The organism is Dyella thiooxydans, from assembly GCF_001641285.1.
GTDB classification, from domain to species: domain Bacteria; phylum Pseudomonadota; class Gammaproteobacteria; order Xanthomonadales; family Rhodanobacteraceae; genus Dyella_A; species Dyella_A thiooxydans.
Genome location: NZ_CP014841.1, coordinates 3157671 through 3183940 on the forward strand (window position 1 = coordinate 3157671; position 26270 = coordinate 3183940).

Annotated in this window: 28 protein-coding genes; 14 read left to right on the top strand and 14 right to left on the bottom strand. The window is 68.3% G+C overall.

Annotation, left to right across the window (positions count from 1 at the left end):
* Positions 1-6 precede the first annotated feature (6 nt).
* Entirely contained in the window at positions 7-681 is a 675-nt protein-coding gene (locus ATSB10_RS14320) for a response regulator transcription factor (RefSeq protein WP_063673434.1), read from the bottom strand.
* Positions 682-724: 43 nt separating this feature from the next.
* Positions 725-2665 (bottom strand): acetate--CoA ligase, encoded by a 1941-nt coding sequence (acs, locus tag ATSB10_RS14325; RefSeq protein ID WP_063673435.1) that lies wholly within the window; start codon positions 2663-2665, stop codon positions 725-727.
* Positions 2666-2996: 331 nt separating this feature from the next.
* Between acs and ATSB10_RS14330 the strand changes: the two genes are divergently transcribed.
* Together ATSB10_RS14330 and ATSB10_RS14335 are read left to right on the top strand one after the other, a co-directional pair.
* Entirely contained in the window at positions 2997-4652 is a 1656-nt protein-coding gene (locus ATSB10_RS14330) for an MFS transporter (RefSeq protein WP_063673436.1), read from the top strand.
* 231 nt (positions 4653-4883) lie between these two features.
* Positions 4884-6293, top strand: coding sequence for a porin family protein (locus ATSB10_RS14335; protein ID WP_236886430.1), 1410 nt, complete (start codon positions 4884-4886; stop codon positions 6291-6293).
* A gap of 90 nt (positions 6294-6383) precedes the next feature.
* On the opposite strand, the gene ATSB10_RS14340 is transcribed toward ATSB10_RS14335, so the two are convergent.
* The gene (locus ATSB10_RS14340; protein WP_063673438.1) at positions 6384-6611 is read right to left on the bottom strand and encodes a hypothetical protein; all 228 of its coding nucleotides are present in this window, start codon (positions 6609-6611) and stop codon (positions 6384-6386) included.
* A 143-nt stretch (positions 6612-6754) separates the two neighbouring features.
* On the opposite strand from ATSB10_RS14340, the gene ATSB10_RS14345 reads away from it, so the two are divergent.
* Positions 6755-7852, top strand: a complete 1098-nt coding sequence (locus tag ATSB10_RS14345) for a PA0069 family radical SAM protein (RefSeq protein ID WP_063673439.1) — start codon at positions 6755-6757, stop codon at positions 7850-7852.
* On the opposite strand, the gene ATSB10_RS14350 is transcribed toward ATSB10_RS14345, so the two are convergent.
* From ATSB10_RS14350 to ATSB10_RS14390, 9 genes are all read right to left on the bottom strand, one after another.
* Positions 7829-8170, bottom strand: coding sequence for a hypothetical protein (locus ATSB10_RS14350; protein WP_063673440.1), 342 nt, complete (start codon positions 8168-8170; stop codon positions 7829-7831). The two genes, ATSB10_RS14345 and ATSB10_RS14350, sit on opposite strands and share 24 nt — an antisense overlap.
* A gap of 4 nt (positions 8171-8174) precedes the next feature.
* Positions 8175-8501, bottom strand: coding sequence for a hypothetical protein (locus ATSB10_RS14355; protein ID WP_157469265.1), 327 nt, complete (start codon positions 8499-8501; stop codon positions 8175-8177).
* Entirely contained in the window at positions 8501-8851 is a 351-nt protein-coding gene (locus tag ATSB10_RS19415) for a hypothetical protein (protein ID WP_157469267.1), read from the bottom strand. Before ATSB10_RS19415 ends, ATSB10_RS14355 begins: the two co-directional genes overlap by 1 nt.
* Positions 8848-10308, bottom strand: coding sequence for a hypothetical protein (locus tag ATSB10_RS14365; RefSeq protein ID WP_063673443.1), 1461 nt, complete (start codon positions 10306-10308; stop codon positions 8848-8850). Before ATSB10_RS14365 ends, ATSB10_RS19415 begins: the two co-directional genes overlap by 4 nt.
* Positions 10305-11201: an ABC transporter ATP-binding protein gene (locus ATSB10_RS14370; RefSeq protein WP_063673444.1), complete on the bottom strand. Its 897-nt coding sequence runs from the start codon at positions 11199-11201 to the stop codon at positions 10305-10307. Before ATSB10_RS14370 ends, ATSB10_RS14365 begins: the two co-directional genes overlap by 4 nt.
* Positions 11198-11965, bottom strand: a complete 768-nt coding sequence (locus ATSB10_RS14375; protein ID WP_063673445.1) for a CPBP family intramembrane glutamic endopeptidase — start codon at positions 11963-11965, stop codon at positions 11198-11200. Before ATSB10_RS14375 ends, ATSB10_RS14370 begins: the two co-directional genes overlap by 4 nt.
* Before the next feature lies 1 nt (position 11966).
* Entirely contained in the window at positions 11967-12350 is a 384-nt protein-coding gene (locus ATSB10_RS14380) for a GntR family transcriptional regulator (RefSeq protein WP_063673446.1), read from the bottom strand.
* Between the two features lie 139 nt (positions 12351-12489).
* The gene (locus ATSB10_RS14385; protein WP_063673447.1) at positions 12490-14529 is read right to left on the bottom strand and encodes a S9 family peptidase; all 2040 of its coding nucleotides are present in this window, start codon (positions 14527-14529) and stop codon (positions 12490-12492) included.
* 123 nt (positions 14530-14652) lie between these two features.
* Positions 14653-15687 (bottom strand): class 1 fructose-bisphosphatase, encoded by a 1035-nt coding sequence (locus ATSB10_RS14390; RefSeq protein ID WP_063673448.1) that lies wholly within the window; start codon positions 15685-15687, stop codon positions 14653-14655.
* Positions 15688-15852: 165 nt separating this feature from the next.
* On the opposite strand from ATSB10_RS14390, the gene ATSB10_RS14395 reads away from it, so the two are divergent.
* The 8 genes from ATSB10_RS14395 (at position 15853) to ATSB10_RS14430 (ending at position 22557) form a co-directional block, all read left to right on the top strand.
* Positions 15853-17190, top strand: coding sequence for a hypothetical protein (locus ATSB10_RS14395; protein WP_063673449.1), 1338 nt, complete (start codon positions 15853-15855; stop codon positions 17188-17190).
* A gap of 100 nt (positions 17191-17290) precedes the next feature.
* Positions 17291-17905, top strand: a complete 615-nt coding sequence (locus ATSB10_RS14400; protein ID WP_063673450.1) for a DJ-1/PfpI family protein — start codon at positions 17291-17293, stop codon at positions 17903-17905.
* Positions 17902-18087: a hypothetical protein gene (locus tag ATSB10_RS14405; protein WP_063673451.1), complete on the top strand. Its 186-nt coding sequence runs from the start codon at positions 17902-17904 to the stop codon at positions 18085-18087. The genes ATSB10_RS14400 and ATSB10_RS14405 overlap by 4 nt, the downstream gene beginning before the upstream one ends.
* The gene (locus tag ATSB10_RS14410; RefSeq protein ID WP_063673452.1) at positions 18084-18848 is read left to right on the top strand and encodes an NIPSNAP family protein; all 765 of its coding nucleotides are present in this window, start codon (positions 18084-18086) and stop codon (positions 18846-18848) included. Before ATSB10_RS14405 ends, ATSB10_RS14410 begins: the two co-directional genes overlap by 4 nt.
* Positions 18845-19249, top strand: a complete 405-nt coding sequence (locus ATSB10_RS14415) for a GFA family protein (RefSeq protein WP_063673453.1) — start codon at positions 18845-18847, stop codon at positions 19247-19249. Before ATSB10_RS14410 ends, ATSB10_RS14415 begins: the two co-directional genes overlap by 4 nt.
* Before the next feature lie 38 nt (positions 19250-19287).
* Entirely contained in the window at positions 19288-19914 is a 627-nt protein-coding gene (locus tag ATSB10_RS14420; RefSeq protein ID WP_063673454.1) for a glutathione S-transferase family protein, read from the top strand.
* 95 nt (positions 19915-20009) lie between these two features.
* On the top strand, positions 20010-20714 hold the full coding sequence (locus ATSB10_RS14425) for a helix-turn-helix transcriptional regulator (RefSeq protein ID WP_063673455.1): 705 nt from the start codon (positions 20010-20012) through the stop codon (positions 20712-20714).
* A 61-nt stretch (positions 20715-20775) separates the two neighbouring features.
* Positions 20776-22557, top strand: a complete 1782-nt coding sequence (locus tag ATSB10_RS14430) for a DUF885 domain-containing protein (RefSeq protein WP_063673456.1) — start codon at positions 20776-20778, stop codon at positions 22555-22557.
* A 20-nt stretch (positions 22558-22577) separates the two neighbouring features.
* Here the strand turns inward: ATSB10_RS14430 and ATSB10_RS14435 are convergent, their stop codons facing one another.
* Entirely contained in the window at positions 22578-23096 is a 519-nt protein-coding gene (locus ATSB10_RS14435) for a hypothetical protein (RefSeq protein ID WP_063673457.1), read from the bottom strand.
* A 133-nt stretch (positions 23097-23229) separates the two neighbouring features.
* On the bottom strand, positions 23230-24129 hold the full coding sequence (locus tag ATSB10_RS14440; RefSeq protein WP_157469269.1) for a hypothetical protein: 900 nt from the start codon (positions 24127-24129) through the stop codon (positions 23230-23232).
* Positions 24130-24356: 227 nt separating this feature from the next.
* On the opposite strand from ATSB10_RS14440, the gene ATSB10_RS14445 reads away from it, so the two are divergent.
* The 3 genes from ATSB10_RS14445 (at position 24357) to ATSB10_RS14455 (ending at position 26258) form a co-directional block, all read left to right on the top strand.
* Positions 24357-24749 carry an MbcA/ParS/Xre antitoxin family protein gene (locus tag ATSB10_RS14445; RefSeq protein ID WP_063673459.1) on the top strand — a complete coding sequence of 131 codons (393 nt, stop codon included), beginning with the start codon at positions 24357-24359 and terminating at the stop codon, positions 24747-24749.
* Between the two features lie 89 nt (positions 24750-24838).
* Positions 24839-25528: an RES family NAD+ phosphorylase gene (locus tag ATSB10_RS14450; RefSeq protein ID WP_100243667.1), complete on the top strand. Its 690-nt coding sequence runs from the start codon at positions 24839-24841 to the stop codon at positions 25526-25528.
* A 34-nt stretch (positions 25529-25562) separates the two neighbouring features.
* Positions 25563-26258, top strand: a complete 696-nt coding sequence (locus ATSB10_RS14455; RefSeq protein ID WP_017461624.1) for an SGNH/GDSL hydrolase family protein — start codon at positions 25563-25565, stop codon at positions 26256-26258.
* Positions 26259-26270 lie beyond the last annotated feature (12 nt).

Consider the following 26270-nt stretch of genomic DNA (forward strand, 5'->3'; position numbering starts at 1 on the left):
CCGCGCCTACTCCGAGTCGTCGTCGGGGAACGGCTGCATGGCGCCCGGGTCCACCGCCAGCTGGCTCGCGGCAAGCGCTACCTGGGTGCGGTTGTTGACCCCCAGCTTGCGCATGATCGCGGTCATGTGGGCTTTCACCGTCGCCTCCGATACGCCCAGGTCCCACGCGATCTGCTTGTTGAGCTGGCCCTCGGCGATCATCGTCAGCACGCGGAACTGCTGCGGCGTGAGCGAAGCGACCCGCGCGGCGACGTCGGCTTCGTCTCGCTTGAGCGCGATCTCGCCGCCGACCAGCTGGTGCGGCAGCCAGGTGTTGCCGTCCAGCACGGCATGGATCGCCTGCACGATCTCGTCGCCCGGCGTCGACTTCGGAATGTAGGCCGAAGCGCCGTGAGCCAGTGCGCGGCGAGCCACCTGGGCTTCCTCATGGCCGGAGACGACGATGGTCGGCAGGCCCGGGTACTGGCCGCGGATGTGCGCGAGGGCCGAGTAGCCGCGGGCACCGGGCATGTGCAGGTCCAGCAGCAGCAGGTCCGCCTCCGGGTACTGCTCGATCATCGCCATCAGCTTGTCGACGCTGTCGGCGCAATGCACCGCGGCCGCGGGCAGGGCGGAAACCACCGCGCGCTCCAGCGCGTCGCGGAACAGCGGATGGTCGTCGGCGATCAGGACGTCGGGCATGGAATGGCTCGGGGGAACGCATCCAATGCGCTCCCGCTCCTGGTCACTTGATGAGCCGCTCGTCGACGAGGTTCTTCACCACGCTGGGATCGGCCAGGGTGGAGATGTCGCCGAGCTGGTCCGGCGCGTTCTCGCCGATCTTGCGCAGGATGCGGCGCATGATCTTGCCCGAACGCGTCTTCGGCAGTCCGGGCGCCCACTGCAGGAAGTCCGGCGTGGCGATCGGGCCGATCTCCTTGCGCACCCAGGCGATCAGCTCCTTGCGCAGGGTGTCGTCCCCGACCTCGCCAGCGACCAGGGTCACGTAGGCGTAGATGCCCTGGCCCTTGATCTCGTGCGGGCAGCCGACCACCGCGGCCTCGGCGACCTTCGGATGCGACACCAGTGCGCTCTCCACCTCGGCGGTGCCGATGCGGTGGCCGGAGACGTTGATCACGTCGTCGACGCGGCCGGTGATCCAGTAGTAGCCGTCCTCGTCGCGGCGCACGCCGTCGCCGGTGAAGTAGTTGCCGGGGTAGGCGCTGAAGTAGGTCTCGACGAAGCGCTGGTGGTCGCCATAGACCGTGCGCATCTGGCCCGGCCAGGAGTCGGTGATCAGCAGGTTGCCCTCGCAGGCGCCCTGCTGCACCTCGCCGTTGGCGTCGACCACCGCCGGTACCACGCCGAAGAAGGGCAGGGTGGCCGAGCCGGGCTTGGTGGCGATGGCGCCGGGCAGCGGGGTGATCAGGATGCCGCCGGTCTCGGTCTGCCACCAGGTGTCGACGATCGGGCAGCGTTCGTCACCGACCACGCGGTGATACCACTCCCACGCCTCGGGGTTGATCGGTTCACCGACCGAGCCGAGCACGCGCAACGAGGCGCGCGAACAGGCCTTCACCGGCGCCTCGCCCTCGCGCATCAGCGCGCGGATCGCGGTAGGTGCGGTGTAGAACAGGCTGACCTTGTGCTTGTCCACCACCTGCCAGAAGCGGCGGTAGTCGGGATAGTTCGGCACGCCGTCGAACATCAGCGTGGTGGCGCCGTTGGCGAGCGGCCCGTACACCACGTAACTGTGGCCGGTGACCCAGCCGACGTCCGCGGTGCACCAGTAGACATCGTCCTCGCGCAGGTCGAACACGCATTCGTGGGTGAAGCTGGCGTACACCAGGTAGCCACCGGAGGTGTGCAGCACGCCCTTCGGCTTGCCGGTGGAGCCGGAGGTGTAGAGGATGAACAGCGGGTGCTCGGCTTCCATCGGCTCGGGCGGGCAGTCGGCACTCTGGCCGTCCATGAGGTGGTGCCAGTAGCGGTCGCGCGGCGACTGCATCGGCACGGCCGAACCGGTGCGACGCACCACCACCACGGTCTCCACGCTGTGGGTGCCGGGGCGCTCCAGCGCGGCATCCACGTTGGTCTTCAGCGGGATCTTCTTGCCGCCACGCACGCCTTCGTCGGCGGTCACCACCACCTTGCACTGCGAGTCGGCGATGCGCCCGGCCAGCGAGTCGGGCGAGAAGCCGCCGAACACCACCGAGTGCACCGCGCCGATGCGCGCGCACGCCAGCATCGCCATTGCGGCCTCGGGAATCATCGGCAGGTAGATCGCCACGCGATCGCCCTTCTGCACCCCCAGGTGCTTGAGCGTGTTGGCGAACTTGCAGACCTCGGTGTGCAGCTCGCGGTAGCTGATGTGGCGCGACTCGTTCGGATCGTCGCCCTCGAAGATGATCGCGGTCTTGTCGCCGCGCTTCTCGAGATGTCGATCCAGGCAGTTGGCGGCGACGTTGAGCGCGCCGTCCTCGTACCAGCGGATGAACAGGTTGTGCGGGTCGTACGAGGTGTTCTTGATCTTCGTCGGCGCCTTCATCCAGTCCAGCCGCTGGCCGACGCGGCCCCAGAAGCCCTCCGGATCCTTCACCGATTCGGCGTAGAGGCGCTCGTAGTCCTCACGGTTCACCCGGGCGTGGGCGGCGAATTCGGGATTGACCGGATAGACCTTGGACATGACGGGCTCCTTCGAATGGCTTCGTGGCGCGGGACGCAGATGCCCGCGCGGTTGACCGAGTGTAGCGTTCGACGCGGTGCAGCACCCCGGTGGAACCGCTTCGACTTTCGTCGATTCTCGACCAAAGCCGAATAGCTGCGCGCATTGCAGCATCCCCATGCTCGGCCCTGCCACCGCTGCGACGTCTTGTCTCCGGCGTGTCTCTCGCTCGGCGGCACCACGTGTTCGACGGGACACACGGACCGGGGGGTCCGTCCCGACACATGGCCGCGATGATGCGGCGCCATCTCCGCCAGGGTGCGGAGCCGTTCTTACCAGAGGGGAATACAGCATGGCCACCACCGGCATCACCGCGGACACCTCGCTCGATGTCAGCCATCGGCGGGTGATCTTCGCGTCCAGCCTCGGCACCGTCTTCGAGTGGTACGACTTCTACCTTTACGGTTCGCTGGCGGCGATCATCGCCAAGCAGTTCTTCTCCGGCCTCAATGAGGCGTCCGCATTCGTGTTCGCGCTGCTGGCATTCGCCGCCGGCTTCGCGGTGCGTCCGTTCGGCGCGATCGTATTCGGTCGCATCGGCGACATGGTCGGACGCAAATACACCTTCCTGGTCACGATCCTGATCATGGGTCTGTCGACCTTCCTGGTCGGCGTATTGCCGGGCTACAACAGCATCGGCGTGGCCGCCCCGGTGATCCTGATCGCACTGCGCCTGCTGCAGGGCCTGGCGCTGGGCGGCGAGTACGGCGGCGCGGCCACCTACGTGGCCGAGCATGCGCCGGACGGCAAGCGCGGCCTCTACACCAGCTTCATCCAGATCACCGCCACCTTCGGCCTGTTCATCTCGCTGCTGGTGATCCTGGGCTGCAAGATGGCGCTGGGTCCGAAGTTCGACGAGTGGGGCTGGCGCATCCCGTTCCTGCTGTCCTCGGTGCTGCTGGCGGTGTCGGTGTACATCCGCCTGCAGCTGTCCGAGTCGCCGGCGTTCAAGCAGATGAAGGAAGAGGGTCGTCATTCCACCGCGCCGCTGACCGAGTCGTTCGCCCGCTGGGGCAATCTCAAGGTGGTGATCCTGGCGCTGCTCGGTGCCACCGCCGGCCAGGCCGTGGTGTGGTACGCCGGCCAGTTCTACGCGATGTACTTCCTCGGCAACACGCTGAAGATCGATGCCACCACCACCCAGCTGATGATCGCCGGTGCGTTGCTGATCGGCACCCCGTTCTTCGTGGTGTTCGGCTGGCTGTCCGACCGCGTCGGCCGCAAGCCGGTAGTGCTCGCCGGCTGCCTGCTGGCCGCGCTCACCTACTTTCCGATCTTCAAGGCGCTTACCCACTACGGCAACCCGGCGATCGAGGCGGCCAGCACGTCGGCACCGATCCGCGTCACCGCCGATCCGAAGGACTGCCACGTGCAGATCGACCTGATCGGCAAGAAGGTGTTCACCAGCTCGTGCGACGTGGCCAAGAGCTTCCTGACCAAGCGCGGCGTGCCGTATGAGAACGTCGCCGCGGCGCCGGGCACGGTCGCGGTGGTGTCGGTGGGTGGCAAGGACTTCCCGTCGTTCGACGGTTCGCAGATGGCCAAGGCGGACTTCGCCGCCAAGGTCAAGGCGTTCGGCGAGGAGGTCGGCGCGGCGGTGAATACCGCCGGCTACCCGGCCAAGGCCGACCCGGCGATGATCAACAAGCCGATGGTGATGCTGCTGCTGTGGATCCTGGTGATCTACGTGACCATGGTCTACGGCCCGATCGCGGCATGGCTGGTGGAGATGTTCCCGACCCGTATCCGCTACACCTCGATGAGCCTGCCGTACCACATCGGCAACGGCTGGTTCGGCGGCTTCCTGCCTTCGGTGTCGTTCGGCATCGTGGCGGCCACGGGCGATTTCTATGCCGGCCTGTGGTACCCGATCATCATTGCGGCGATGAGCGTGGTGATCGGCGGCCTGTTCCTGCACGAGACCAAGCACGTTTCCATCCACGACTGAGCGATGCCGGCACCGACCTCTCCGGGAGGGAGGTCGGCGCCGGCCTGGCCACGGTCGATGCCGCAGCTTTCTGCGCGGCGGTGCAGCGCGACGAAAGTCGTAATGCACCGGGGCAAAGTCCGCGATTAACGTGCTCCTAATGTTTCGCCACTTGCGATCGATAACGGTCGGAGCGCTACCCGCCGGTTGCGAGCCCACTGATACCGGTCCTTCCATCCGGGGATACAAGCCATGAAAAGAAATCCGATGTTCTTCGCCGTTGCCGTCGCGCTCGGGCTGGCGGTGGCCGGTCCGTCGTTTGCCGCCACCAAGCAGAAGACCGACGTAAAGGCGCTGCAGGCGCTGATCGAGAAGCAGCAGGCCCAGCTCGACGAGCAGCAGAAGGAACTGGCGCAGATGCGCGAGGCGCTGCAGCAGATCCAGGGCAATCAGCAGGCGCAACAGCAGCAGATCGAGAAGGTCGCCAGCACGCCGCCGCCCCCGCCGCCGGCCCCGTCGGCGTTCAGCAGCGCGCCCGGTGTATCGGTGGCCCTGCATGGCTTCGTCTCGGCCACCGCGTTCAGCCAGGACAAGAGCTTCACCTTCGGCAATGGCCAGAACGCTGAATTCCCGGTGCCCGGCTCGCACGGCAACACCAGTGGCTTCGACGTGCGCAACACGCGCTTCTGGCTCGACTTCAAGGGCGCCAAGTTCAACGAGAACTGGTCGGGTGGCGGCCGAATCGAGATGGATTTCTTCGGCGGCTTCAACGGCACCGGCGCCTACTCGCTGTCGCAGCCGACGCCGCGCTTGCGCCAGGCCTACATGGACCTGGCCAACGCCTCCAGCGGCACCACGATCCGCGTTGGCCAGCAGTGGGACCTGCTGTTCCCGCTCGACAACGTGCCGGCCTCGATCACCCACATCGCCTTCCCGCTCGGCTACGGCACCGGGATGATCGGCTGGCGCTTCCCGGGCGTGGTGATGATGCAGGACCTGAACCACGGTTCGGATGGCCCGAAGTGGCGACTGGACCTGGGCGCCTTCGAGGGCTCCTGGAACGGCCCCGGCGACAACGTGAACTACCTCACCGGCGGCAACGCCGGGTTCCGTCCGCAGCTGCAGGCGCGCCTGCACGTGCAGGACAAGGATTGGCTGGCCTACTTCGTGGCGCACTACTCGCAGATCGACCTGCGCGGCGTCGATGGCACGGCCGCCACGCCGATTGCCACCAAGATCGACAGCCAGGGCTTCGAGGTGGGCGGCAACTGGCATCCGGGCAACTGGATGTTCAAGGGCAACGTGTACACCGGCAAGGGCATGGGCCAGGTGTTCGGCGGCCTGGTGCAGTTCGGCGACATCAAGGAGAACGGCGGCTTCCTGCAGGCCGGCTACAAGTTCACGCCGAACTGGAGCGCCAACGCGTTCTACGGCTACAGCAAGCCCAAGCGCAGTGACGTGGTGGCCTGGCTGGGCCACGGCTCGGTCGGCCGACTGGAAAACCGGCAGTCCGCGCTCAACCTGATCTACACCTCGGGTGCGTACGAACTGGGCCTGGAGTACATGTACTCGGAGCTGGACAGCACGTCGGCGGCCGATCCCACGGCCACCACCACCACCAAGGCCAACCAGGTTTCGCTCAGCGCAAAGTACAACTTCTGAGCCGGGGCCACGGCGGGCGTCGACCGTCCGCCGTCGTGCCTGCGAGAAGCCACGCCTCGAGGCGTGGCTTTTCCTTTACGGGGGGATCGCTCAGTCATGGCCGAGCGGCGGCTTGCCTTCGCGCAGCCGCTGCAGGTCGTAGCTGGAGAGCGATTCGGCGCGGGCGCTGGAGCTGATCCGGGCCTGGGCGAAGGCCAGCCCGGTGCCCAGCAGTCCGACCAGGCCCAGCAATAGCCAGATCGCCATGGCCCCGCCCCCGTGGCGGGTGAAGCACAGCACGAAAGCCAACATCGTTCCGGTCAGCCAAAGCCAGCGCATGAGAGGAAAACCTCGTCGACCCGGTGCCGCGCCCCGGTGGTGGCGCCGATCATAAACCCGCTTCCTGGCCGGGCGGTGCCCCCCGATCCGGTTGTGCCAAACCGGTCGCGCGCGGTGAGATGCTTGTCCTCCAGGCTGCCCCCATGTCCGACGTCAACGACCCCTTTTCGCCCCGGGCCCACAAGGGCCGCGGTGCGGCCTCCAACCCGGAAGGCCGCTTCGAGACCGTGCGCCGTCAGGCCGAGGACGACGGCTGGCAGAGCGCGCTGCTCGATGACGCTGCTTCGCGGCCGCGCACCGAGGTGACCGAGGAGCGCGCGCGCAGCGTGATCACCCGCAACGACTCGCCGGACATCCACTTCAGCCAGGCGATGAACCCGTACCGCGGCTGCGAGCACGGCTGCATCTACTGCTTCGCCCGACCCTCGCACAGCTATCTCAACCTGTCGCCGGGCCTCGACTTCGAGACCCGGCTGCGTGCCAAGGGCAACCTGGCCGAAGTGCTGCGCAGCGAGCTGGCCAAGCCCGGCTATCGGGTCGAGCCGATCAACATCGGCAGCAACACCGATCCCTACCAGCCGATCGAGAAGCGCTGGCGCCTCACCCGCGCCGCGCTGGAACTTCTGGCCGCATGCGGGCACCCGTGCACGATCGTCACCAAGAACGCGCTGGTCGAGCGCGACCTCGACCTGCTCGCGCCGATGGCGGAGGCCAACCTGGTGCAGGTGTTCGTGTCGGTCAACTCGCTGGACAACCACCTCGCCGCCAAGCTCGAGCCGCGCGCCAGCGCCCCGCACCGCCGGATCCGGGCGATCCGCGCGCTGGCCGGGGCCGGCGTGCCGGTGGGCGTGCTGGTGGCGCCGATCATCCCCGCGCTCAACGATCGCGACATGGAGGCGGTGCTCGAACAGGCCGCCGACGCGGGCGCCTCCTGCGCCGGCTACACCGTGGTGCGACTGCCGTATGAGCTGAAGACCCTGTTCCGCGAGTGGCTGGCCCTGCATGCGCCGGATCGCGCGGCCCACGTGATGAGCCTGGTGCAGCAGATGAATGGCGGCCGCGACTACGACAGCGACTTCCGCACCCGCATGCGCGGGCAGGGTGTGTTCGCCGACCTGCTCAGGCGGCGCTTCGAGGTCGCCTGTCGCAAGCATGGTTTCGGCCGCGCGCGCGATCTCCGGCTCGACACCACCCGCTTCGTGCCGCCGCGCCCGTCGTCACCGCAGGGGCAGTTGTTCTGAACGATCCCCGGTTGCGGCGAGCGCCTCGGCACGCGCCCGCATGGCGTCGCGGGCAAGCAGGCGCGGCACGAGCATGACGATCATCGACACCAGCAGGCCGGGCGATTCGATCCCCATCCGCATCCACCCTTGCACGCTGGGGAACAGCCAGTGGGCACCGAACAGCAGCCAGCCCAGTCCGGTGAGATGGATCAGTGACAGCACCAGCCCCGTGCGCCCCCTGCCGGAACGCAGACACTCCTCGCGCACGATCCGCTCTGCCTCGGTCCAGCGGATACCGTAAGTGCGGACCAGGCGCCGGGTGGTGAACCATCGCATCGCTTCATTCTCCCTTCCGGGCCACTGGATCCTGCGTCAGCCGTGCCGCCTCGGCGAGGATCGCGCCGCGCGCCGCGCGCTGCACCAGCCAGACATGGAACCCCAACGCGAGCAGCGCGCATGGCAGCAGCAGGCCGCGCAGCATTCCCGGCATCGCCAGCAGGCGGAAAGCCGCGGTGATGTCGACCAGCCAGAGTGTCCCGGCAACGAACGCCAGCAGCCAGAAGCGGCGGCATTGCCGCGCCAGGTGATCGCGGATCAAGGCGCGCGCCACCGGCAGGCGCAGACGATAGGTCGCGGCCAACCAGGCCGGATCAGTTGGCCCTCGCATCACGGGTCCTCCGATGACGCGCTGCGACGGGCCGCCTCGGCCCGCATGGCCGGGGCCGCCAGGGTGCGGCCCAGCGCCCGCCAGGCCACGCCGGTTGCCATGGGGCCGAGCACCCCGCCCAGCCCCCGCGCCACACCGCCGGCGATCACCAGCCCGACGGTACCGGCCAGGCCCAGCACCAGCACGCTCCAGCACATCCACGATCGCCGCGCTGCGCGCCAGATCGCGGTCATCTCGATCTCCTGCGCCACGCGCAGCGGCAGGCCGAACCGCTTGGCCAGCACACGCGCGGTAAGCCGCGCGCCCGCGGCGCGAGCCGGCGGCCGACCACCCGTCGATCCGCCGCTCATGCCGGATTCGCCACGAACGGCTGCGGCCGCGCCGCCAGCGCGCGCCATCCGGCCCGCGCCAGGTGCCCGGACCAGCCGGCCAGCAGTCCCGCGCCAACCAGCAGCCCCGCCAGCAGGGCGGATGCGTGGCCCGGCGCATGGTGGCTGCCGAGCAGGGTGCCGATCACCAGGCTCGCCATCTGAAGTACGAACATCGCCGCGAGCAGCGGGCCTGCGGTCCACAGCCCGTGCGGTCGCCCACCGAGCACGTCGAGCACCAGCGCGATGCTGGTCAGCGTGCCGACCGCAACGGCCACCGCCTGCAACCCGATCACCGGCAACGCGTCCGGCATCCAGTGACTGCCCGCCAGCACCAGCACGAAGCACGCCGCATGCGCGGCCAGCGGACGCTGCAGCGCGGCCCGCAGCAGGGCCTGCCGCCGCGCCTGCGCCGAGCCGAGACCCGGCAGCAGCGCCAGCATCGGCAGCTCCGTGTTCACCCGTTGCCACCGGCGACTGAGCCACGCCCAGCTGAGCAGGCACACCATCGGACTGGCCACCCCCGCAAATCCGAAAAACGCCCCGAGCAGGGCTGCAACGCTGCCGTGATCCTCTCCGCTGCCGGCGCGGAGATGGCCCAGCCAGAGGGCCAGGGTGGGCACGCCCAGGAGCGCGCTCATGAACGCCAGCTGCTGCACATGCCAGCGCCAGCTGCGCGGCGTATACCAGCCACCCAGCCCCACGCGCAGGCTGCGGACCGGCCGGGACGGACCGCAGCCGGCCACGTTGCCGCCGCCTTGACCCAGGTTCAGGGTATTGCGACCCGAGGCCTGCATCTGGCTCCACGCGCCCCAGCTGCCGTAGCGCAGCTGCACCACCGTCGGCGACGACCACCCCTGCTCGCTGATCCGTGCGTGCACGAAGCCACGCCAACGCCAGCCGGCCACCGCGAGCAGCACGAGCAGCGCCATCACCAGGAGGGGCCCACCGCCGGCATGCGGGAACAGCCGCGGCCAGCCGGGTGCCAGGGCATTGCCCAGCGTCGGGAGGAAGCCAATGAACACCGCGATGTAGCGCGGCAGCAATGCAAAGGCAAAGCTGCCGACCATCACCAGTGACCAGCCGATCATCGGCTTCGCCCAGGGCCAGCCGAGCAGCGCGAAAACGGCGGTGGGCAGCAGCAGCATGGCGAGCGCGTAGGCGAACAATGCCACCACGGCGGCCTGTTCCAGTGCCGGTACCCGCAGTTGCCGCGCGTCCTTGGCCAGCAGGACCATCCCGGAAAAAAGAAACGCCCAGGGTGCGAACAGGCCGACGCTGTAGACGAGAGCCACCGCAAGCCAGGGCGTCCTCGCGTGGCCAAACAGCGCGATGAGGGTCCCGGCGATGCAGGCCAGCAGATAGAAGGCGGCCATCAACCGGCGCGTCCCGACCGGGGCAGCGCGCCAGGGAGTGAGCAGCACCGTCGCGGCGTTCACTCCGCGATCTCCACGAAAAGATCCTCCAGCCCGAGCACGTCCAGGCGCACGCCGGGTTGCGCGGCCTCATCCGGCCAGCGACCGTGGGCATCGCGTTCGATCACCACGCTGACGCTGCCATCGGCATGGCTGCGTCGGCCGAGCGTCGACGCCGGCGCGTGCGGGCCGAGCCGTGCCGGTAGCCACAGGCGCGCGTAGCGTTCCTTGGTGTCGTCCACGGGGCAGTGCAGCAGCAGCCTGCCCAGGTGCAGGAAGGCGATGTCCGACGCCACCCGCTCCAGGTCCGACACGATGTGGGTGGAGAACACCACCGTGATGCCCGCTTCGCACGCGCGCAGTGCGATTTCGCGCAGCAGCTCGCGGCGCGCCACCGGATCCAGCGCGGCCGCCGGTTCGTCCAGCACCAGCAGCTGCGGCTCGCTGGCCAGCGCGCGCACCAGCTCCACCCGCTGCCGTTCGCCCGGCGAAAGCTTGCCGAGCAGCTTGTTGGCCGGCAGCTGCCAGCGCGCCAGCGTGTCGCGGGCAAACGCGTGGTTCCAGCGCGGGTAGAAGCGGCCGAGGTAGTCGAACATCTGCGCGACGGTGAGCCAGGCCAGTGCCTCGGGCTGCTGCGGCACGTAGGCGATCCGCTGGCGGATGCCGTCGTCCATCGCCAGGGCCGCCTTGCCGAACACCCGCGCCTCGCCGGTGGTCGGTTCCAGCAGGCCGAGCAGCGCCCGCAGCAGCGTCGACTTGCCGGCGCCGTTGCGACCGATCAGGCCCAGCACGCTGCCCGCAGCGACATCGAGATCAATGCCGCGCAGCACCGTGGCTCCTTCGTAGCCGTGGCCCAGGCCGCGGGCCGCCAGCGGTGGATCGAGCCGGTTGGCAGCGTCCTTGAGCATCGCGTTCATGAAACCTCCCTGGTGGATGAACCGGTCGCCGCCGTGGCGGGATCGTCCGGTGGCAAGCGGATGAGCAGGGCGCGCAGATCCAGCAGCACGTGCAGCACCATCGGCACCAGCAAGCTGTTGCTGGCCAGATAGATCGCGGCGAGCACGCCGCCGACCAACGCGGTGACGATCACCCCGACGCGGCCCTGGTAGAGGTGGGCCCAGCCGAAGGCCACGGCGAGCAGCAGCACGTACGTGACCGGTCCGACGTGGGGCAGCCAGCCACGCAGCACCGCCAGGCCGAAGCCGCGCCAGACGATCTCCTCGCCGACGCCGGCGGTTACGGCCAGGGCAGCAAAGGCCAGCCGCTCGCGCCCGGTGCGCGGCAAGATCCGGAGCACTGGCGTGGGTGCCGCCGTCGGCGTCGGACGGGCGCTGCCGCGTCGTCGCGCGACCACGCGCAGCCCGATGGCGGCGACCAGGGCGCCGACCACCATCGATGCCGTCATGCCGAGCAGGAAGCCGGCATCGAGTCCGGCGGCAGCCTGCGGCCACGCCAGCCCCAGCTGTGCCGGGGTCCATCCGGCCACACCCAAGGCGATCGCCAGCGTCACCGCGACCAGGGTCCAGCCCTGCCACGTCCACCTCAGCAGGAACCGGGTGCGCGCATCCGGTTCACCGCGATCGAGCGCGCGACCCAGTCGCAACGAGGCGCGTCGTCCCAGCAGGGGTTCGACGACCAACAGCCAGCCCACCAGTCCGGTCAGGGCGACATCGACGAGCATCTCAGTCCTCCAGCAGGCGGCCAAGCCGACGCAGCACGACGTCAGCCGGCAGTTCCAGTTCCCGGGCATGTCGCGCCAGCGCCTGCAGCTGCGGTTCCAGCAGCGCCAGCCGCTGTGCCTGCGTCTGTGTCGACCGTGTGGTCGCCGCCACGGCCATGCCCTTGCCGCGCAGCCGCTCGAGCAGGCCTTCGGACTCGGCCATGCCGTAGGCACGCGAGACGGTCATCGGGTTGATCGCGTGGAACGCCGCGACCTCGCGCACCGACGGAAGCAGGTCGCCAGCGGCGAGCTGGCCGCCGGCGATCAGGCGGCGCAGCTGCTCGACGATCTGGCGATAGATCGGTTCGGCGGAGCCGGGCTGGATGGTGAGCAGCGATGCGTCCATGTGTATCAGTACATCAATACACATGGGTCATCGTCAAGCGTGACTCCCGGAAGGGTCGCGCCGGGACGCCTCTGCGCACGCAAAAAAAGGGCGGGTCGTGTGACCCGCCCTTTCGATTTCCCAATGGGCCGGAGCCGGCTCAGGCGCCTGGCGGCAGGTACTTCTCGAACCACATCAGCGCGCGCTGCAGCACGTCGCGCTGGTGCGCCGGGTCGACGAAATGGTGGCCCTCGTTCGGGTAGACCACCAGCGAGGTCGGCACGCCGAGCGTGCGCAGCGCGTGCCACATCTCGAACGACTGCGGCGCGGGGCATTCGGCGTCGCGGTCGCCGACCACGATCAGCATCGGCGTCTTCACCTGCTTGATGAAATGGATCGCCGAGCTCTTCGCGTACACCGCCGGATCGTCGTACACCGAGGCGCCGAAGTACGGGATCATCCACTGGTCGATCAGGTTCTCGCCGTAGTAGCTCTGCCAGTCGGAGATGCCGGCGCCGGCCACCACCGCGCGGAAACGCTGGGTCTGGGTCGGCACGAACATGCTCATGAAGCCGCCGTAGCTCCAGCCGGTGAGGCCCAGGCGCTTGTCGTCCACCGGCAGCTTTTTCTCGATGGTGTCGACGCCGGCGAGGATGTCGCGCAGGTCGCCGTAGCCGAAGTCCTTGCGGTTGGCCTGCACGTAGGCCTCGCCCTGGCCGTAGCTGCCGCGCGGGTTGGGCATGAACACGAAGTAATCCAGCGCCGAGAACGGCACTCCGCCGAAGCCGACCGACGGCCAGCGCGGCAGCACCGCGCTGGCCGGACCGCCATGCACGTTCACGATCATCGGGTAGGACTGTTTCGCGTCGTAGTGCGCCGGGTACAGCAGCCAGCCCTGCACGTGGCGGCCCTCGTTGTCCCACTCGACCGACACGGCCTTGCCCCAGGACGGCTTCAGCGCCGCGTTGCTCGCGGTGACCGCCGGCGGCGGCGTGCGGCCGAGCTTGCCGGCATGCACTTCTGGCGCGGCGGCATAGGAGCTCTGTGCGAAGGCGATCTTCGAATGATCGGCCGACAGCGACAGCCCCATGGCGGCAGTGCCGTCGCCGATGCTGGCGTCCAGCGCGAACAGCGGCGCCTGCGCCGTGGCGTGGGTGGCGTCGATGGCATACGGCGCCACCTCGCTGCGGCCGTTGCGAATCTGCGCCACCAGCAGGCGGTTGGCGCCGGTCCAGCCGAACCACACCGGGGTGACCTTGATGCCCGGGGTCAGCGCGGTGACCGCACCGCCCGCGGACGGCACGGCGTAGAGATCGCCGCCGGTTGCGCCCTGGTCGCTCATCAGGCCGCCGATGAAGACGATCCGCGACCCGTCCGGCGACCAGCGCGGCAGCGCCATCTGCAAGCCGTGCAGCGGGCCTTCCACGGTGCGCGTGTCGACCAGCGCGCGGGGCTCGGCGCCAGCCTTCGCCTGCTGGGCATAAAGCTTGGCGATCCACCAGTTGTTGTCGCCGGGGGCCGGCGCGGCGACGTAGGCGAGTTGGTGGCTGTCCGGCGACCAGCTGAATTCGTAGACATAGCTCGGCGCCGGGGTGAGCATCTGCACGGCGCCACCGCTGGCGGGTACCGCGGCGACGCGCTGCACTTCCAGCCCGTCCACGCCGATCTCGCCGGCGGCCGGCTTGGCCGCGGCCACCGCGCTGGCGGCGCGGGTGGCGCCTTCGACGTAGAGGAAGCCGAGCTCGTGGCCGTCCGGCGACCAGTTCAGCGCGTGGGCGTAGCCGTCCAGCGCGGCCAGCTTCTGCGGTGCCGTCGTGCCACGGCTGTCGGCCACCACCAAGGCCGGGTGGCCCTTGCTCGCGCCGACGCTTGCACAGGTGGAGAAGAAAGCCAGGTGTCGCGAGTCCGGCGCCCAGGCGATGCTGGATTCCCGGCAACTGCCGGCCGCATCACGGGTGTTGAGCCGGTGGGTGTCGCGGCCGTTGGTCTTGGCCAGCATCACCGCCGGCTGGCCGTCGGTGTCCACCACCCACGCCAGCTGGCGACCGTCGGGCGACAGCTGCGCGCCGTGGATGCCGCGCACCTTGCCCAGCTCGGTCAGCAGCTGGTCGATGCGCGGATCGACCGGTGCGGTGCCGGCGAAGGCCGGCAGGGTCAGGCCGGCCAGCAGGGCCAGCGGCAGCAGGGAGACTCGGGACATCGGTGGCGCTCTCAGCGGGCGGAGAAGCCTTCGAACCTAGCAGCGCCCGGGGCGCGGCTCCAAGTGCTGCAAGCCATGCCGCGGACGCTTCGCAAACCCCTGCGAGGCGTCCGCGCGATGCGCTCAGCCGCGCAGGCCGTCGACCTCGCGATGGTAGTGGGTCGCGCGCTCCACCTCCTCGCGGGAACCGAGGAACACCGGCACGCGCTGGTGCAGGCCGGTCGGCGGCACGTCGAGGATGCGCTCGCGGCCGGTGGTCGCCGCGCCGCCGGCCTGCTCGACGATGAGGGCCATCGGGTTGGCCTCGTACATCAGCCGCAGCTTGCCGCCCTGGGCCCTGATCTTGGCGTCCAGCGGATAGAAGAACACGCCGCCGCGGGTGATGATGCGGTGCACGTCGGCGACCATCGAGGCGACCCAGCGCATGTTGAAGTCGCGCCCGCGCGGGCCGTCCCTGCCGGCCAGCAGCTCGCCGACGTAGCGCTGCATCGGCGCTTCCCAGTGGCGCTGGTTGGACATGTTGATGGCGAACTCGCCGGTGGCTTCGGGGATGCGGATCTCGCGCCGGCTGAGCACGAAGCTGCCCACCTCGCGGTCCAGCGTGAACTCATGGGTGCCGTGGCCGAAGGTCAGCACCATCACCGTGGCCGGTCCGTATACCACGTAGCCGGCGGCCAGCTGTTCGGTGCCGGCCTGCAGGAAATGCTCGGCCTTCGGCTCGGTCACGCCGTCCGGGCAGCGCAGTACCGAGAAGATCGTGCCGACCGAGATGTTCACGTCGATGTTCGAGCTGCCGTCCAGCGGATCGAACAGCAGCAGGTGGTTGCCCTTCGGGTACATGTCGGGGATCGGCTGCGGATCCTCCATCTCCTCCGAGGCGCAGGCGGCGAGATGGCCGCCCCAGGCGTTCGCCTCGAGCAGGATCTCGTTGGAGATCACGTCCAGTTTCTTCTGCGCCTCGCCCTGCACGTTGATGCTGGCCGCATCGCCTTCGCCGGCGGCCATGCCGAGCACCCCGCCGAGCGCGCCCTTGTTGGTCGCCACGCTGATGCGCTTGCAGGCACGCGCCACCACCTCGATCAGCAGCGACAGCTCGGCGTTGATGTGGCCGGCGCGGCGTTCCTCGATGAGGAACTGGATCAGCGAAACGGGCTTCATGGCGTCTCCGGGGCAAAAGAGGACCGCTATTGTCCCGTGCGAGTCGGAAGCGCGCCAGCTGCTCGGATGCCAAGTCGTTCCCTACACCGAAAAGCTGCCATGGATATTTATCATGTCCGTGGATCACGCGCAGACTGATGACCACCCACCTCTACGGTCGTCGCCATGTCCCCTGGTTGCTTCCGCACCTTTCTTTGTGGTGTCGCGTTCATCGTGACCGCGGGCGTTCATGGGCAGACCTATGATCAGGCGGCAGTGCGCATGTTCCACGAGCTCGGCAAGCAACCCAATCCCTTGGATCGATACCTATATCTTCAAGAAATTGGTCCGCGTCTCTCCAGAGCCAACAGCATCCTAGCCGGGCAAATGAGCGCATTCGCGCTCTCCGAACTTGGCCTCTATACCCAGGCTGTTCTTGCTTTTCCGCTAAAGATGAGTCCGATCGAAGGGCTCGTGCTCCCTGATGCTTCCAATTGGAAGGGTGTTAATGCGCTGGATGCAATCGCCAACCGGGCCTCGGATCGAAAAATCGTAATGATCAACGAGGTGCACCATAACGCGCAGACCAGGGCCTTGACGCTGCAATTGCTGCCGCGCTTGCGGGCACTTGGTTTCACCTACCTGGCCATCGAAGCGCTGGGGAAAGATCCTGGCTTGGCCAAACGAGGGTATCCGCTGCGCAGCAGCGGTACCGAGTATCTCCAGGAGCCGCTGTACGGAGAGATCGTGCGTGAGGCCGTCCGCCTAGGCTTCGAGCTGGTGCACTACGACTACGACAAGGCCGGGGCCGATGTGGAAACGCGCGAGGTGGGGCAGGCAAAGAATCTATACGATCGTGTATTCGCCAAGGATCCTCAAGCGCGTCTCGTCGTTGCCGGAGGCTACGCGCACGTTGACAAAGCGATCGGGCGACTCGGCCAAGTTCAACCGATGGCTATGATCCTGACCAAATTGGTTGGCTCGGATCCATTATCAATCGATCAGGCTCAGTTCCTAGACGTTGACTGGAGCGATGACGATTATCACCAATTGGTGAAGCGGTTTCCCTCGGATGTACCGGAAGTCCTCGTCGACAGGAAAACTGGTCACCTTTGGTCAGCGAAGCCCGAGCTGTATGACATAAGCGTGATCTCCCCACCTATGCTGAGTATTAAGGCCTTCGGCAATGTTTCGAATGTGCCACCCCAACCGGTACGGCTTGAGCCTGATGGCCATTACGTCTATCCGAAGGCTTCGAACGTTATGTTTCGTCCAGCGTGGCTCGAACTTGGCGGCCTTCGTCACGCCTATCCGATCGATACCCGGCTGTGTCGAGACCAGCTTCCCTGCGCAGTGGATGCGCACTACATCGGTGAGCCGAACAACGCCTCACCGGCCGACATATATGCCTTCTTCAGCGCGGGCAGTGTCACCCGGCTCTACTTGCGCCCCGGTCGCTATCGCCTGCGTGCATGGACCAGAGAAGGTAGAACCTTGTCCCAATCGAACATCAACGTTCACTGAGTCCCGTTGAGGCGACAAATTTTCCTTCAGAGAGGCTGCTGACAGCACGTTGGCAGCAGCCCGGGACCATGCTTGCGCTCCACCCACGGAGGGCAAGTCCATGCGCGATACGGTTCATGTTCTGGTGTTCGACGGCTTCGCCGACTGGCAGGCCGCGCTCGCCCTGTGCGAGGTGCGTCGCCCGGGCGACTGGCAGGTACGGACGGTCGGCTTCGGTCCGGAGCCCGTGACCTCGATGGGCGGGCTGACCGTGCAGCCCGACACCACCCTGGCCGAAGTCGACCGGCGGCGCGCCGCGCTGGTGATCGTCCCCGGCGGCCATCTGTGGCAGCGCGGGGAAGGGCAGTCCGCCGTCGACCTGCTGGCGGAGGTGCACGCCGGCGGGGCGCCCGTCGCCGGCATCGACAGCGGCGTACTGGCGCTGGCCCGTGCCGGGCTGCTCGACGACTGCCGCCACACCGGAAACTGGGCCGGGCAGCTCACCCAGATACCCGGATATGCCGGCGCCAGCCAGTACGACAGCGAGGTGCTGGCGGTCAGCGACGGCGGCGTGATCACCGCCAGCCACCTGGGCAGCGTCGAATTCGCCCGCGAGGTGATCCGCACGCTCGACCTCTACAACCCTAGCGACCGCGAACACTGGTACCGCCTGTTCAAGCACGCGCAGTTGCCGCCCTGGTGCGTGGGCGAACCGGTGGAGGAGGCGGTGGCATGAGCACCCGGTTCGATCGCGTGATTCGTGCCTACGGCCCGCTGCGGCTGCGCGGTACCTTGACGGAAGGCCACTGGATGCAGGCACCGCGCGAGGTGGTCACGAAAGACCCGGCGCACCCGAAGCGTGCGCACCTTTTCGCACTGGTGGCCCTGCTGCTTCGCCAGGGAAGGAGCCGCCCATGAGCGCGCCGGCGATCGGCGTGCTGGAGCTTCGCCAGTACACCCTGCGCGCGGGCCAGCGCGAGCGCCTGGTGGAGTTGTTCGAACGAGAGTTCGTGGAATCGCAGGAGGCGCTGGGCATGGTGCTGCCGGGCCAGTTCCGCGACCTGGACGATCCGGACCGCTTCGTCTGGCTGCGCGGCTTTGCCGACATGGCGACGCGGGCACGGGCGCTGACCGCGTTCTACGACGGCCCGGTCTGGCGCGGCCACCGGGATGCGGCCAACGCCACCATGATCGATTCGGACGATGTCCTGCTGCTGCGCCCCTGGCAGCCGTTCGACCTGCCGGGACCGCAGCGGCCGGCCCCGGGCCGTGCCGGGCCTCCCGGCTGGCTGGCGGCCATGGTCTGCCCGGTCGACGCCCTGGTCGGTGCGGCGCTGGCCCGTGCGTTCGACGACGAGGTCCGGCCATGGCTGGCCACGCGCGGGCTGCGGGTGCTCGGCAGCGGCCTCAGCGAGACGGCGCCGAACAACTTTCCGCGCCTGCCGGTGCGGGAGAACGAGCCGGTGTTCGTCTGGTTCGGCCTGTTCGATCCGCCGGCCGCCATCGCGCCGTGGCCGGCGATGCTGCTGGCCGAGGCGGAGGAAAACCCACTGCAGGCGTGGACGCACCGACTGGCCGGACCGCCGCAGCTGCTGCGCCTGGCGCCGACACCCCGATCCCTGCTGCGCGGCCATACGGTGGCGCGTCGCGGCGAACCTTCCATGGAGGCATCCGCATGAAGACCACCTATCACGGCAGCTGCCACTGCGGCGCCGTCGCGTTCGAGACCGACATCGACCTGGCCCAGGGCACCGGTCGCTGCAACTGCTCGATCTGCACCAAGACCCGGGCTTGGGGCGTCATCGTGCGGCCCGATGCGTTCCGCCTGATCCGCGGCGAAGGGGCGCTGTCGGACTACCAGTTCGGTACGCGCTCGATGCATCACCTGTTCTGCCGCCATTGCGGCGTGCACCCGTTCGGGCGGGGTCACCTCGACGTGCTCGGCGGCGACTTCCTGAGCATCAACCTGGCGTGCCTGGACGACGTCGAACCGCAGGCGCTGATCACCGCACCGTTGCGCTACAGCAACGGTCGCGACAACGACTGGCAACACCCGCCGGCAGAGACCCGGCACCTGTGAAACCATCGTCGAGCCAACACCACGAGGGATCGCCCGCCATGACCACGCCCCGCGTCAGCTTCTTCTACGCCCCGCACACCCGCGCCGGCGGCACGCTCGCCCTGTTCGAGGAGCTGGGCGTGGACTACGACCTGCACCTGCTGAGCCTGAAGGCCGGCACCCAGCGCGCGCCGGCGTACCTGGCGATCAACCCGATGGGCAAGGTGCCGGCGATCGTCCACGACGGTGCGCTGGTCGCCGAGCAGCCCGCGGTGTTCATCTACCTGGCCGATCTCTATCCGGAGAAAGGGCTGGCGCCGGCGATCGGCGACCCGCTGCGTGGCCCCTATCTGCGCTGGCTGGTGTTCTACGGCTCGTGCTTCGAGCCGGCGATCGTCGATCGCGCGATGAAGCGCGAACCGGCGCCACCGTCGACCTCGCCGTACGGCAGCTGGGAGCAGGTCTACGACACCCTGGTCGCCCAGCTGGCGACCGGTCCCTGGCTGTTCGGCGAGCGTTTCACTGCGGCCGACGTGCTGTGGGGCACCGCGCTGAACTGGACCACGACGTTCCAGCTGGTGCCGGAGCATCCGGTGATCCGCGGCTACATCGACCGCGTGCTGGCCCGCCCGGCGATGCAGCGGGCGCTGGCGAAGGACGCCGGCTACGCCGCGCAGCAGGGTTGAGCCATGAGTCGCCGGTCGGTCCGGGCTGGAATCCGCGCCGACCGGCATGACCGACGTCGCAGGCGCTGCGACCGGGGGCAGGGCATGATGTGTGGATGCGCCGTGCCGACCGCCTGTTCCTCATCATCCACGCCCTGCGCGGGCGTCGCACCGCGCTGCCGGCCCGTTCGCTGGCCGACACCCTGGGCGTCTCGCTGCGCACCGTCTATCGCGACGTGGCCGACCTGCAGCTGTCCGGCGTGCCGATCGAGGGCGAGGCCGGGGTCGGCTACGTGCTGCGCAAGGGCGCGGACATCCCGCCGCTGATGTTCACCGCCGACGAGCTCGAATCGCTGGTGGTCGGCACGCGCTTCGTGCGCGCCTTCGCCGGCGATCGCCTGGCGGCTGGTGCCCAGGCCGCGTTGATGAAGATCGAGGCGGTGCTGCCGCCCGAGCTGCGCGAGCGTTCCTCGCGCACGCGGATCTACGCCCCGGTCTGGCGCGATGAGGCGCAGGCCACGTTTGCCGCCCGCATCGACCGGCTGCACGCGGCGATCGAGGGCCGGCACGTGCTGCGGCTGGATTATCGCGACGAGGCCGGGCGCTCCAGCGATCGCGAGGTCGAGCCGCTGTGCCTGGCGTTCTGGGGCGGTGCCTGGACCCTGGGCACCTGGTGCCGGCTGCGCCGGGACTTCCGCAACTTCCGGCCGGACCGCATCGCCGGCCTGGGCGAGACCGGCGAATGCTTCGCCGACCGCCCGGAACACAACCTCGACGCCTACCTCACGGCGATGCGCAGTTACTACGCCGGCATGGATTGACGCTGGCATTGCGCGCAATCTCTGCGAAGATCGTCGACTGATCCGCGGAGGGAACGTCTCGATGAAGTACCTGCTGGGCGGCCTGCTGGCCGCGGTCCTGGGCCTGGTCCCCGTCATGGCCGGCGCACAGGCAAACGATGCTGATGCCCGCTTCCATGCGATCTATTCGCAGGAATGGGCATGGCGGACCGGGCAGAGCGGCATCAGCAGCTCGGGCGAGGCCATCCCCGGCGACGGCCGCCTGGACAGCGTCGATGCGGCGACCCAGCAGGCCAGGCTGGAGCGCTGGCAGCAGGTGCTGAAGGACCTGGATGCGATCGACCTGCAGGCGCTGTCGCCCGGCGAGCGGGTGAACTACGAGGTCTATCACGCGCAGATCGCCAACCTGCTGGCCGACCAGCGCTTCAAGATCTGGCAGATGCCGTTCAACAGCGACTCCTCGTTCTGGGGCGACATCGGCTACGAACTGCACGACGACCACCTGCGCAGCGTCGACGACTACGAGCACTACCTGGATCGTCTCGGCCAGATCCCCGCCTACTTCGACCAGCAGATCGCCAACATGCGCGCTGGCCTGAAGCGCGGCTTCAGCGTGCCGCGGGCGGTGCTGGACGGGCGTGACGTATCGATCGCCGCGGTGGCCGATCTCGCCGATCCGACCGACAGCAGCTTCTACGCACCCTTCAAGCACCTGCCGGACAGCTTCTCCACCGACCAGGCGCAGGCGCTGCAGGGCGAGGCGCTGCGGCGTGTGCGCGACGACGTGATCCCGGCCTACCAGAAGCTGTTGGCGTTCTTCCGCAACGAATACATGCCGCAGGCGCGCACCACTCTGGCGGCCGAGGCGCTGCCCGATGGCAAGGCGTTCTACCGCCAGCAGATCCGCGAGTACACCACGCTGGACCTGGATCCCGAGGCGATCCACCAGCTGGGCCTGGAGCAGGTGGCGAAGATCCACGCGCAGATGCTTCAGACGATGAAGCAGACCGGCTTCAAGGGCAGCTTTCCCGAGTTCCTGCATTTCCTGCGCACCGACCCGCAGTTCTACGCCAAGACCCCGGACGAGTTGCTGATGCGCACGGCCTGGGTGGCCAAGCAGGTCGATGGCCAGCTCGGCAAGTTCTTCGGCCGGCTGCCGCGCCAGCGCTTTGCGATCGAGCCGGTGCCGGCCGACATCGCGCCGTACTACACCTCCGGCCGCGGCGGCGCCGACACCTACCTGGTCAACACCTACGACCTGAAGTCGCGCCCGCTCTACAACATGCCGGCACTGACCCTGCACGAGTCGATGCCCGGCCACGCACTGCAGCTGGCCCTGGCCGCCGAGCAGCACGGCCAGCCGGCGTTCCGCCGCGACGGCTACATCTCCGCCTATGGCGAGGGCTGGGCGCTGTACGCCGAGCACCTCGGCAACGAGATGGGCATCTACCACACGCCCTACGAGCGATTCGGCTACCTCACCTACCAGATGTGGCGCGCCTGCCGGCTGGTGGTCGACACCGGCATCCACCACGACGGCTGGACCCGGCAGCAGGCGATCGACTACCTGACCCAGAACACCGCCTTGTCTGACCGCGAGATCGCCAACGAGGTGGACCGCTACATCAGCTGGCCGGCGCAGGCGCTGTCCTACGAGATCGGCTACCTGAAGATCCTGGAGCTGCGCCACAAGGCAGAGCAGGCGCTGGGCGACAAGTTCAAGCTGCGCGCTTTCCACGACACCGTGCTGCAGATCGGCTCGGTGCCGCTGCCGGTGCTGGAGAAGCGCATCGACCGGTTCATCGCCGACGGCGGCCCGGAGCCGGACTACGGCTGCGACTGCAAGTCCAGGCCGGCCGGTTGAATGGTCCGCGGTGAGCGACGTCAGCGGGGTGCGACCGGGGCGTACTGGCCGCGCTCGCCGTAGCGCTTGCCGCGGGTCTCGACGTTGGCGCACAGGCGCCCGTCGCACAGCGTGACGTCGGCGCGGTTGTAGGCCTGCAGCAGTTCGGCCGAGAGCCGGTTCTGTTCGATCACACCCGTATAGTGCAGCGACAGCCACGCACCGCCGGCCAGCAGCAGAGCCAGGCAGACTGCCACGGCGGCGACCGTCTTCCACAGCAGCAGGCGATGCAGTCGCTGCAGCCGTTCGATCTGTCCACCGAGCTTGAGCGCTGCGGTCTCCAGTTCGCCGCCGGCACGATGCAGGCGTTGCTGGTAGTCCTGCACCGGCCGTTCCAGGCCACCGCCCAGACGGTCCATCACCAATCCCGGCAGCGCGTGCAGCGAGCCGTCCGCCGACTGCCGCACGATCGCCGGCACCTGCTGGCTCAGGAGAGCGAACTTGGCGAGAAGGTGCCCGACCTGCAGGCCGGTCTGGAAGGGAGCGATGCGCGAATCCATCCCGATCCCTGGCTTGCGGTACCCCCGATCCCGGACACGCGGATGTGCGACGCACGATCCGGAACATCCGGCATTTCAATGGACCTCGCTTGCGTGGCCGCCGTCGACGCCCAGCCTGTGGAACGGAAAGACTTCACGTGCCCTCCTCCTCCGAACGATGCACCACATTCATCCGCGGGTCGTCCGGCTCGGGCTGCTCGCTGAGCAGTGGCGTGGTGCTGAGCCGATTGATGTATTCGATCAGCAGGTTGGCCGCGCGTATGGAGAGGCCATTCAGGCGGTAGCCGCCGCAGACGTCCGAAAGCGAGCCGGGAACAGGCAGGCTGAGGAAGCGTCCGTCGCTCGAGCGGCCTTTACCGAGGATCGGCAGCGACTGGAAATCAGGGCGTTTCTCGTCCGTCGCGCTGAGCTGGAAGCCGGAAATCACCGAGGGCGGCAGGTGCAGCTCTGGCGGCAGGTAGCCGGTGGGGGCCAGCAGGGCAAGCGCCTGGGCTGTCCGGTGCGGCGGCACAAGAACTTCACCCGCGGGGGAATGCAACCCCAGCACGTCGACCATCATCGTGAACTCGGCGCCTTGCAGGGCGCCCCAGCTGCCGCCGACGATCAGCAGGCTGATCCGGGCATCGGGGTCCTCCCTGAGCCACGCTTCCGACCGCACCGAGAGCTGCTTGTACATGGCGGCGAGGCGGGTGCCGGCAAACGCTTCGCCATGCTTGTCCAGGGTCAGCCAATTGTCGTGGGCGCAGTCCGTGCTTACGTAACCGGTGCCAATCGACCTGGGCGACGTACCCCGGATCAGCTGCTGGTGGATCCACGCTACGGTGGTGGGCTCGGTGGGTCCCTTGCGCGCCTGTTTCCAGCTGCAATCGAACAGCGCAACGAAAAGACGATCGTGGGTGCCCCGCGTCGATGACGTCGACACCGGGCGGGTGGCACGGGTCGATGTCGCCGGTGCGGTTGCGGCCTGCGACCGGATCGGCAGCCATCCGGTCATGGCCAGAAGTAGGGCAAGCGCTGTGTGCTTCCTTGGCATGGAGTCTCCCTGGTTCCTTGCAGGGGATGATCCGGCCCGCGGGCCAGATCCGTGGGGAAGCATGGTAGGCGATGGAAAATCCCTGGCGCTGTGAGCGCATGCCTGTTTTCGGGTCATCGTCCGGCGATGACACGCCTGAACGGCGTGCGGCATGCCCCGTGCGGGTCCGGTGTTCATGACTTCATATGTGGAGTAAATTGCATATAAGCTCTATACAGGAACATCGTATGGTTTCCAGTCCGCAAACGGCGATCCTGCCCCTGACCGATCTCGGCGGCCCCGCCCTGCGCAGCTTTTTCCGGCTGGCCGAGGTGTGGAAGCTGCGGGTGGCCGAGCAGCGCAAGCTGCTGGGCGATCCGCCGGAGTCCACGTTCTACAAGTGGAAGCGCGAGCAGGACGGCAGTCCCGGACGCGACGTGATCGAGCGGATCAGCTACCTGCTGGGCATCTTCAAGGCGCTGCAGATCCTGTTTCCCGATCCGGCCCAGGCCGACGCTTGGCTGCGGCGGCCGAACCAGGCGGCGCTGTTCGGCGGCCAGTCGGCGTTGGAGCGGATGCTGTCGGGCAACGTGGCGGACCTGTTCGTGGTGCGCCAGTACCTGGATGCGCAGCGCGGGTGAACCGTGCCGTGGCGCCGGTCGCGACCGGGGAGACGCCGCGCTGCCAGCCTTTCCGACGTCCCTTCACCGAGTCCCTGCCGAGCACCGACGTGACCGCCGAGATGCCCCCGATCAAGCGCATCCGCTGGAGCCATGCCTATCGCATCGTGCCCAGCCGTTTCCCGCCGGTCGGGCTGTTCGACCGCATCGCCGATCCAGCCGATCTCGACGCGGTGTTCGCGATCGAGGCGCTGACCAATCCGCGTCTGCGCGAGGAGGCCGACGCCCTGAAGCTGGTGCCGAAGACGCGCCGCATCAGCGGGCCGGGCAGCACGCCGGTGATGGCCGCGTTCACCCACCTCAACCCGGAAGGCAGCCGCTTCTCCGACGGCAGCTGGGGCGTGTTCTACGCCGGGCACAGCGTGACCACGGCGGTGGAGGAAACGGTCTACCACCGCGAGCGCTTCCTCGCGGCGACGGCCGAGCCGCCGTGCGAGATCCCGATGCGCTGCTACCGCACCAGCATCACCGGCCGCCTGCACGACCTGCGCGGCGGCTGGCCGCAGATGCACGATGCCGACGACTACGGCCCCAGCGTGGCGCTGGCGCGCACGCTGCGCGCGGACGGCTCCAATGGCATCGTCTACGACAGCGTGCGGCATCCGGGCGGCGAGTGCGCGGCGGTGTTCTATCCCGACCTGTTGGCCCCCTGCGTGCAGTCCGAGCACCTGGTGTACCGCTGGGACGGCGCGCGCATCGCCACCGTGCTGAGGGTGTCGGAGTTGCCTCGCGCGCGCTAGGGTTCGGATTCCCCGACCGGCCAGGAAGACCCTCATGCCCCGCTGGATACTGCTGTCACTGCTCGCCCTGCTGCCCGCACTGGGGATCGCCCACGAGCGCGATGCCGCCAACGACCACACGATCTGGAGCAAGGACATCGCCGCCTTCGAAGCGGCCGACCGGGCACAGCCGCCGGCACCGGGCGCGGTGCTGTTCATCGGTAGCTCCTCGATCCGTTTCTGGACCACGCTGGCCAGCGACTTCCCCGAGGTGCGCACGATCAACCGCGGTTTCGGCGGCTCGGAGATCAATGATTCCACGTACTTCGCCGACCGCATCTTGGCCCCGTACAAGCCGTCGGCCATCGTGATGTACGCAGGCGACAACGACATCGCCGCCGGTGACAGCCCGGCCTTCGTGCTGAAGGAGTTCCAGGATTTCGTGCACAAGGCGCGCGCGGTCGATCCAGGCGTGCCGATCGCCTTCATCGCGATCAAGCCGAGCATGGCGCGCAAGGCGCTGCTGCCGCAGATTCGCGAAGCCAACGAGAAGATCCGCGACTGGGCCGCCACGCAATCGGGCGTGAGCTATCTGGACATCTTCACGCCGATGCTCGGTCCGGACGGCCAGCCCCAAGACAAGTGGTTCCGCCCGGACGGCCTGCACATGAACCGCAGCGGCTACGCGCTGTGGATCGGCATCGTGAAGCCGTGGGTGGACGCGCATGGACAGGCCGCCATGCGCCATTGAGCGCGGCCTGTT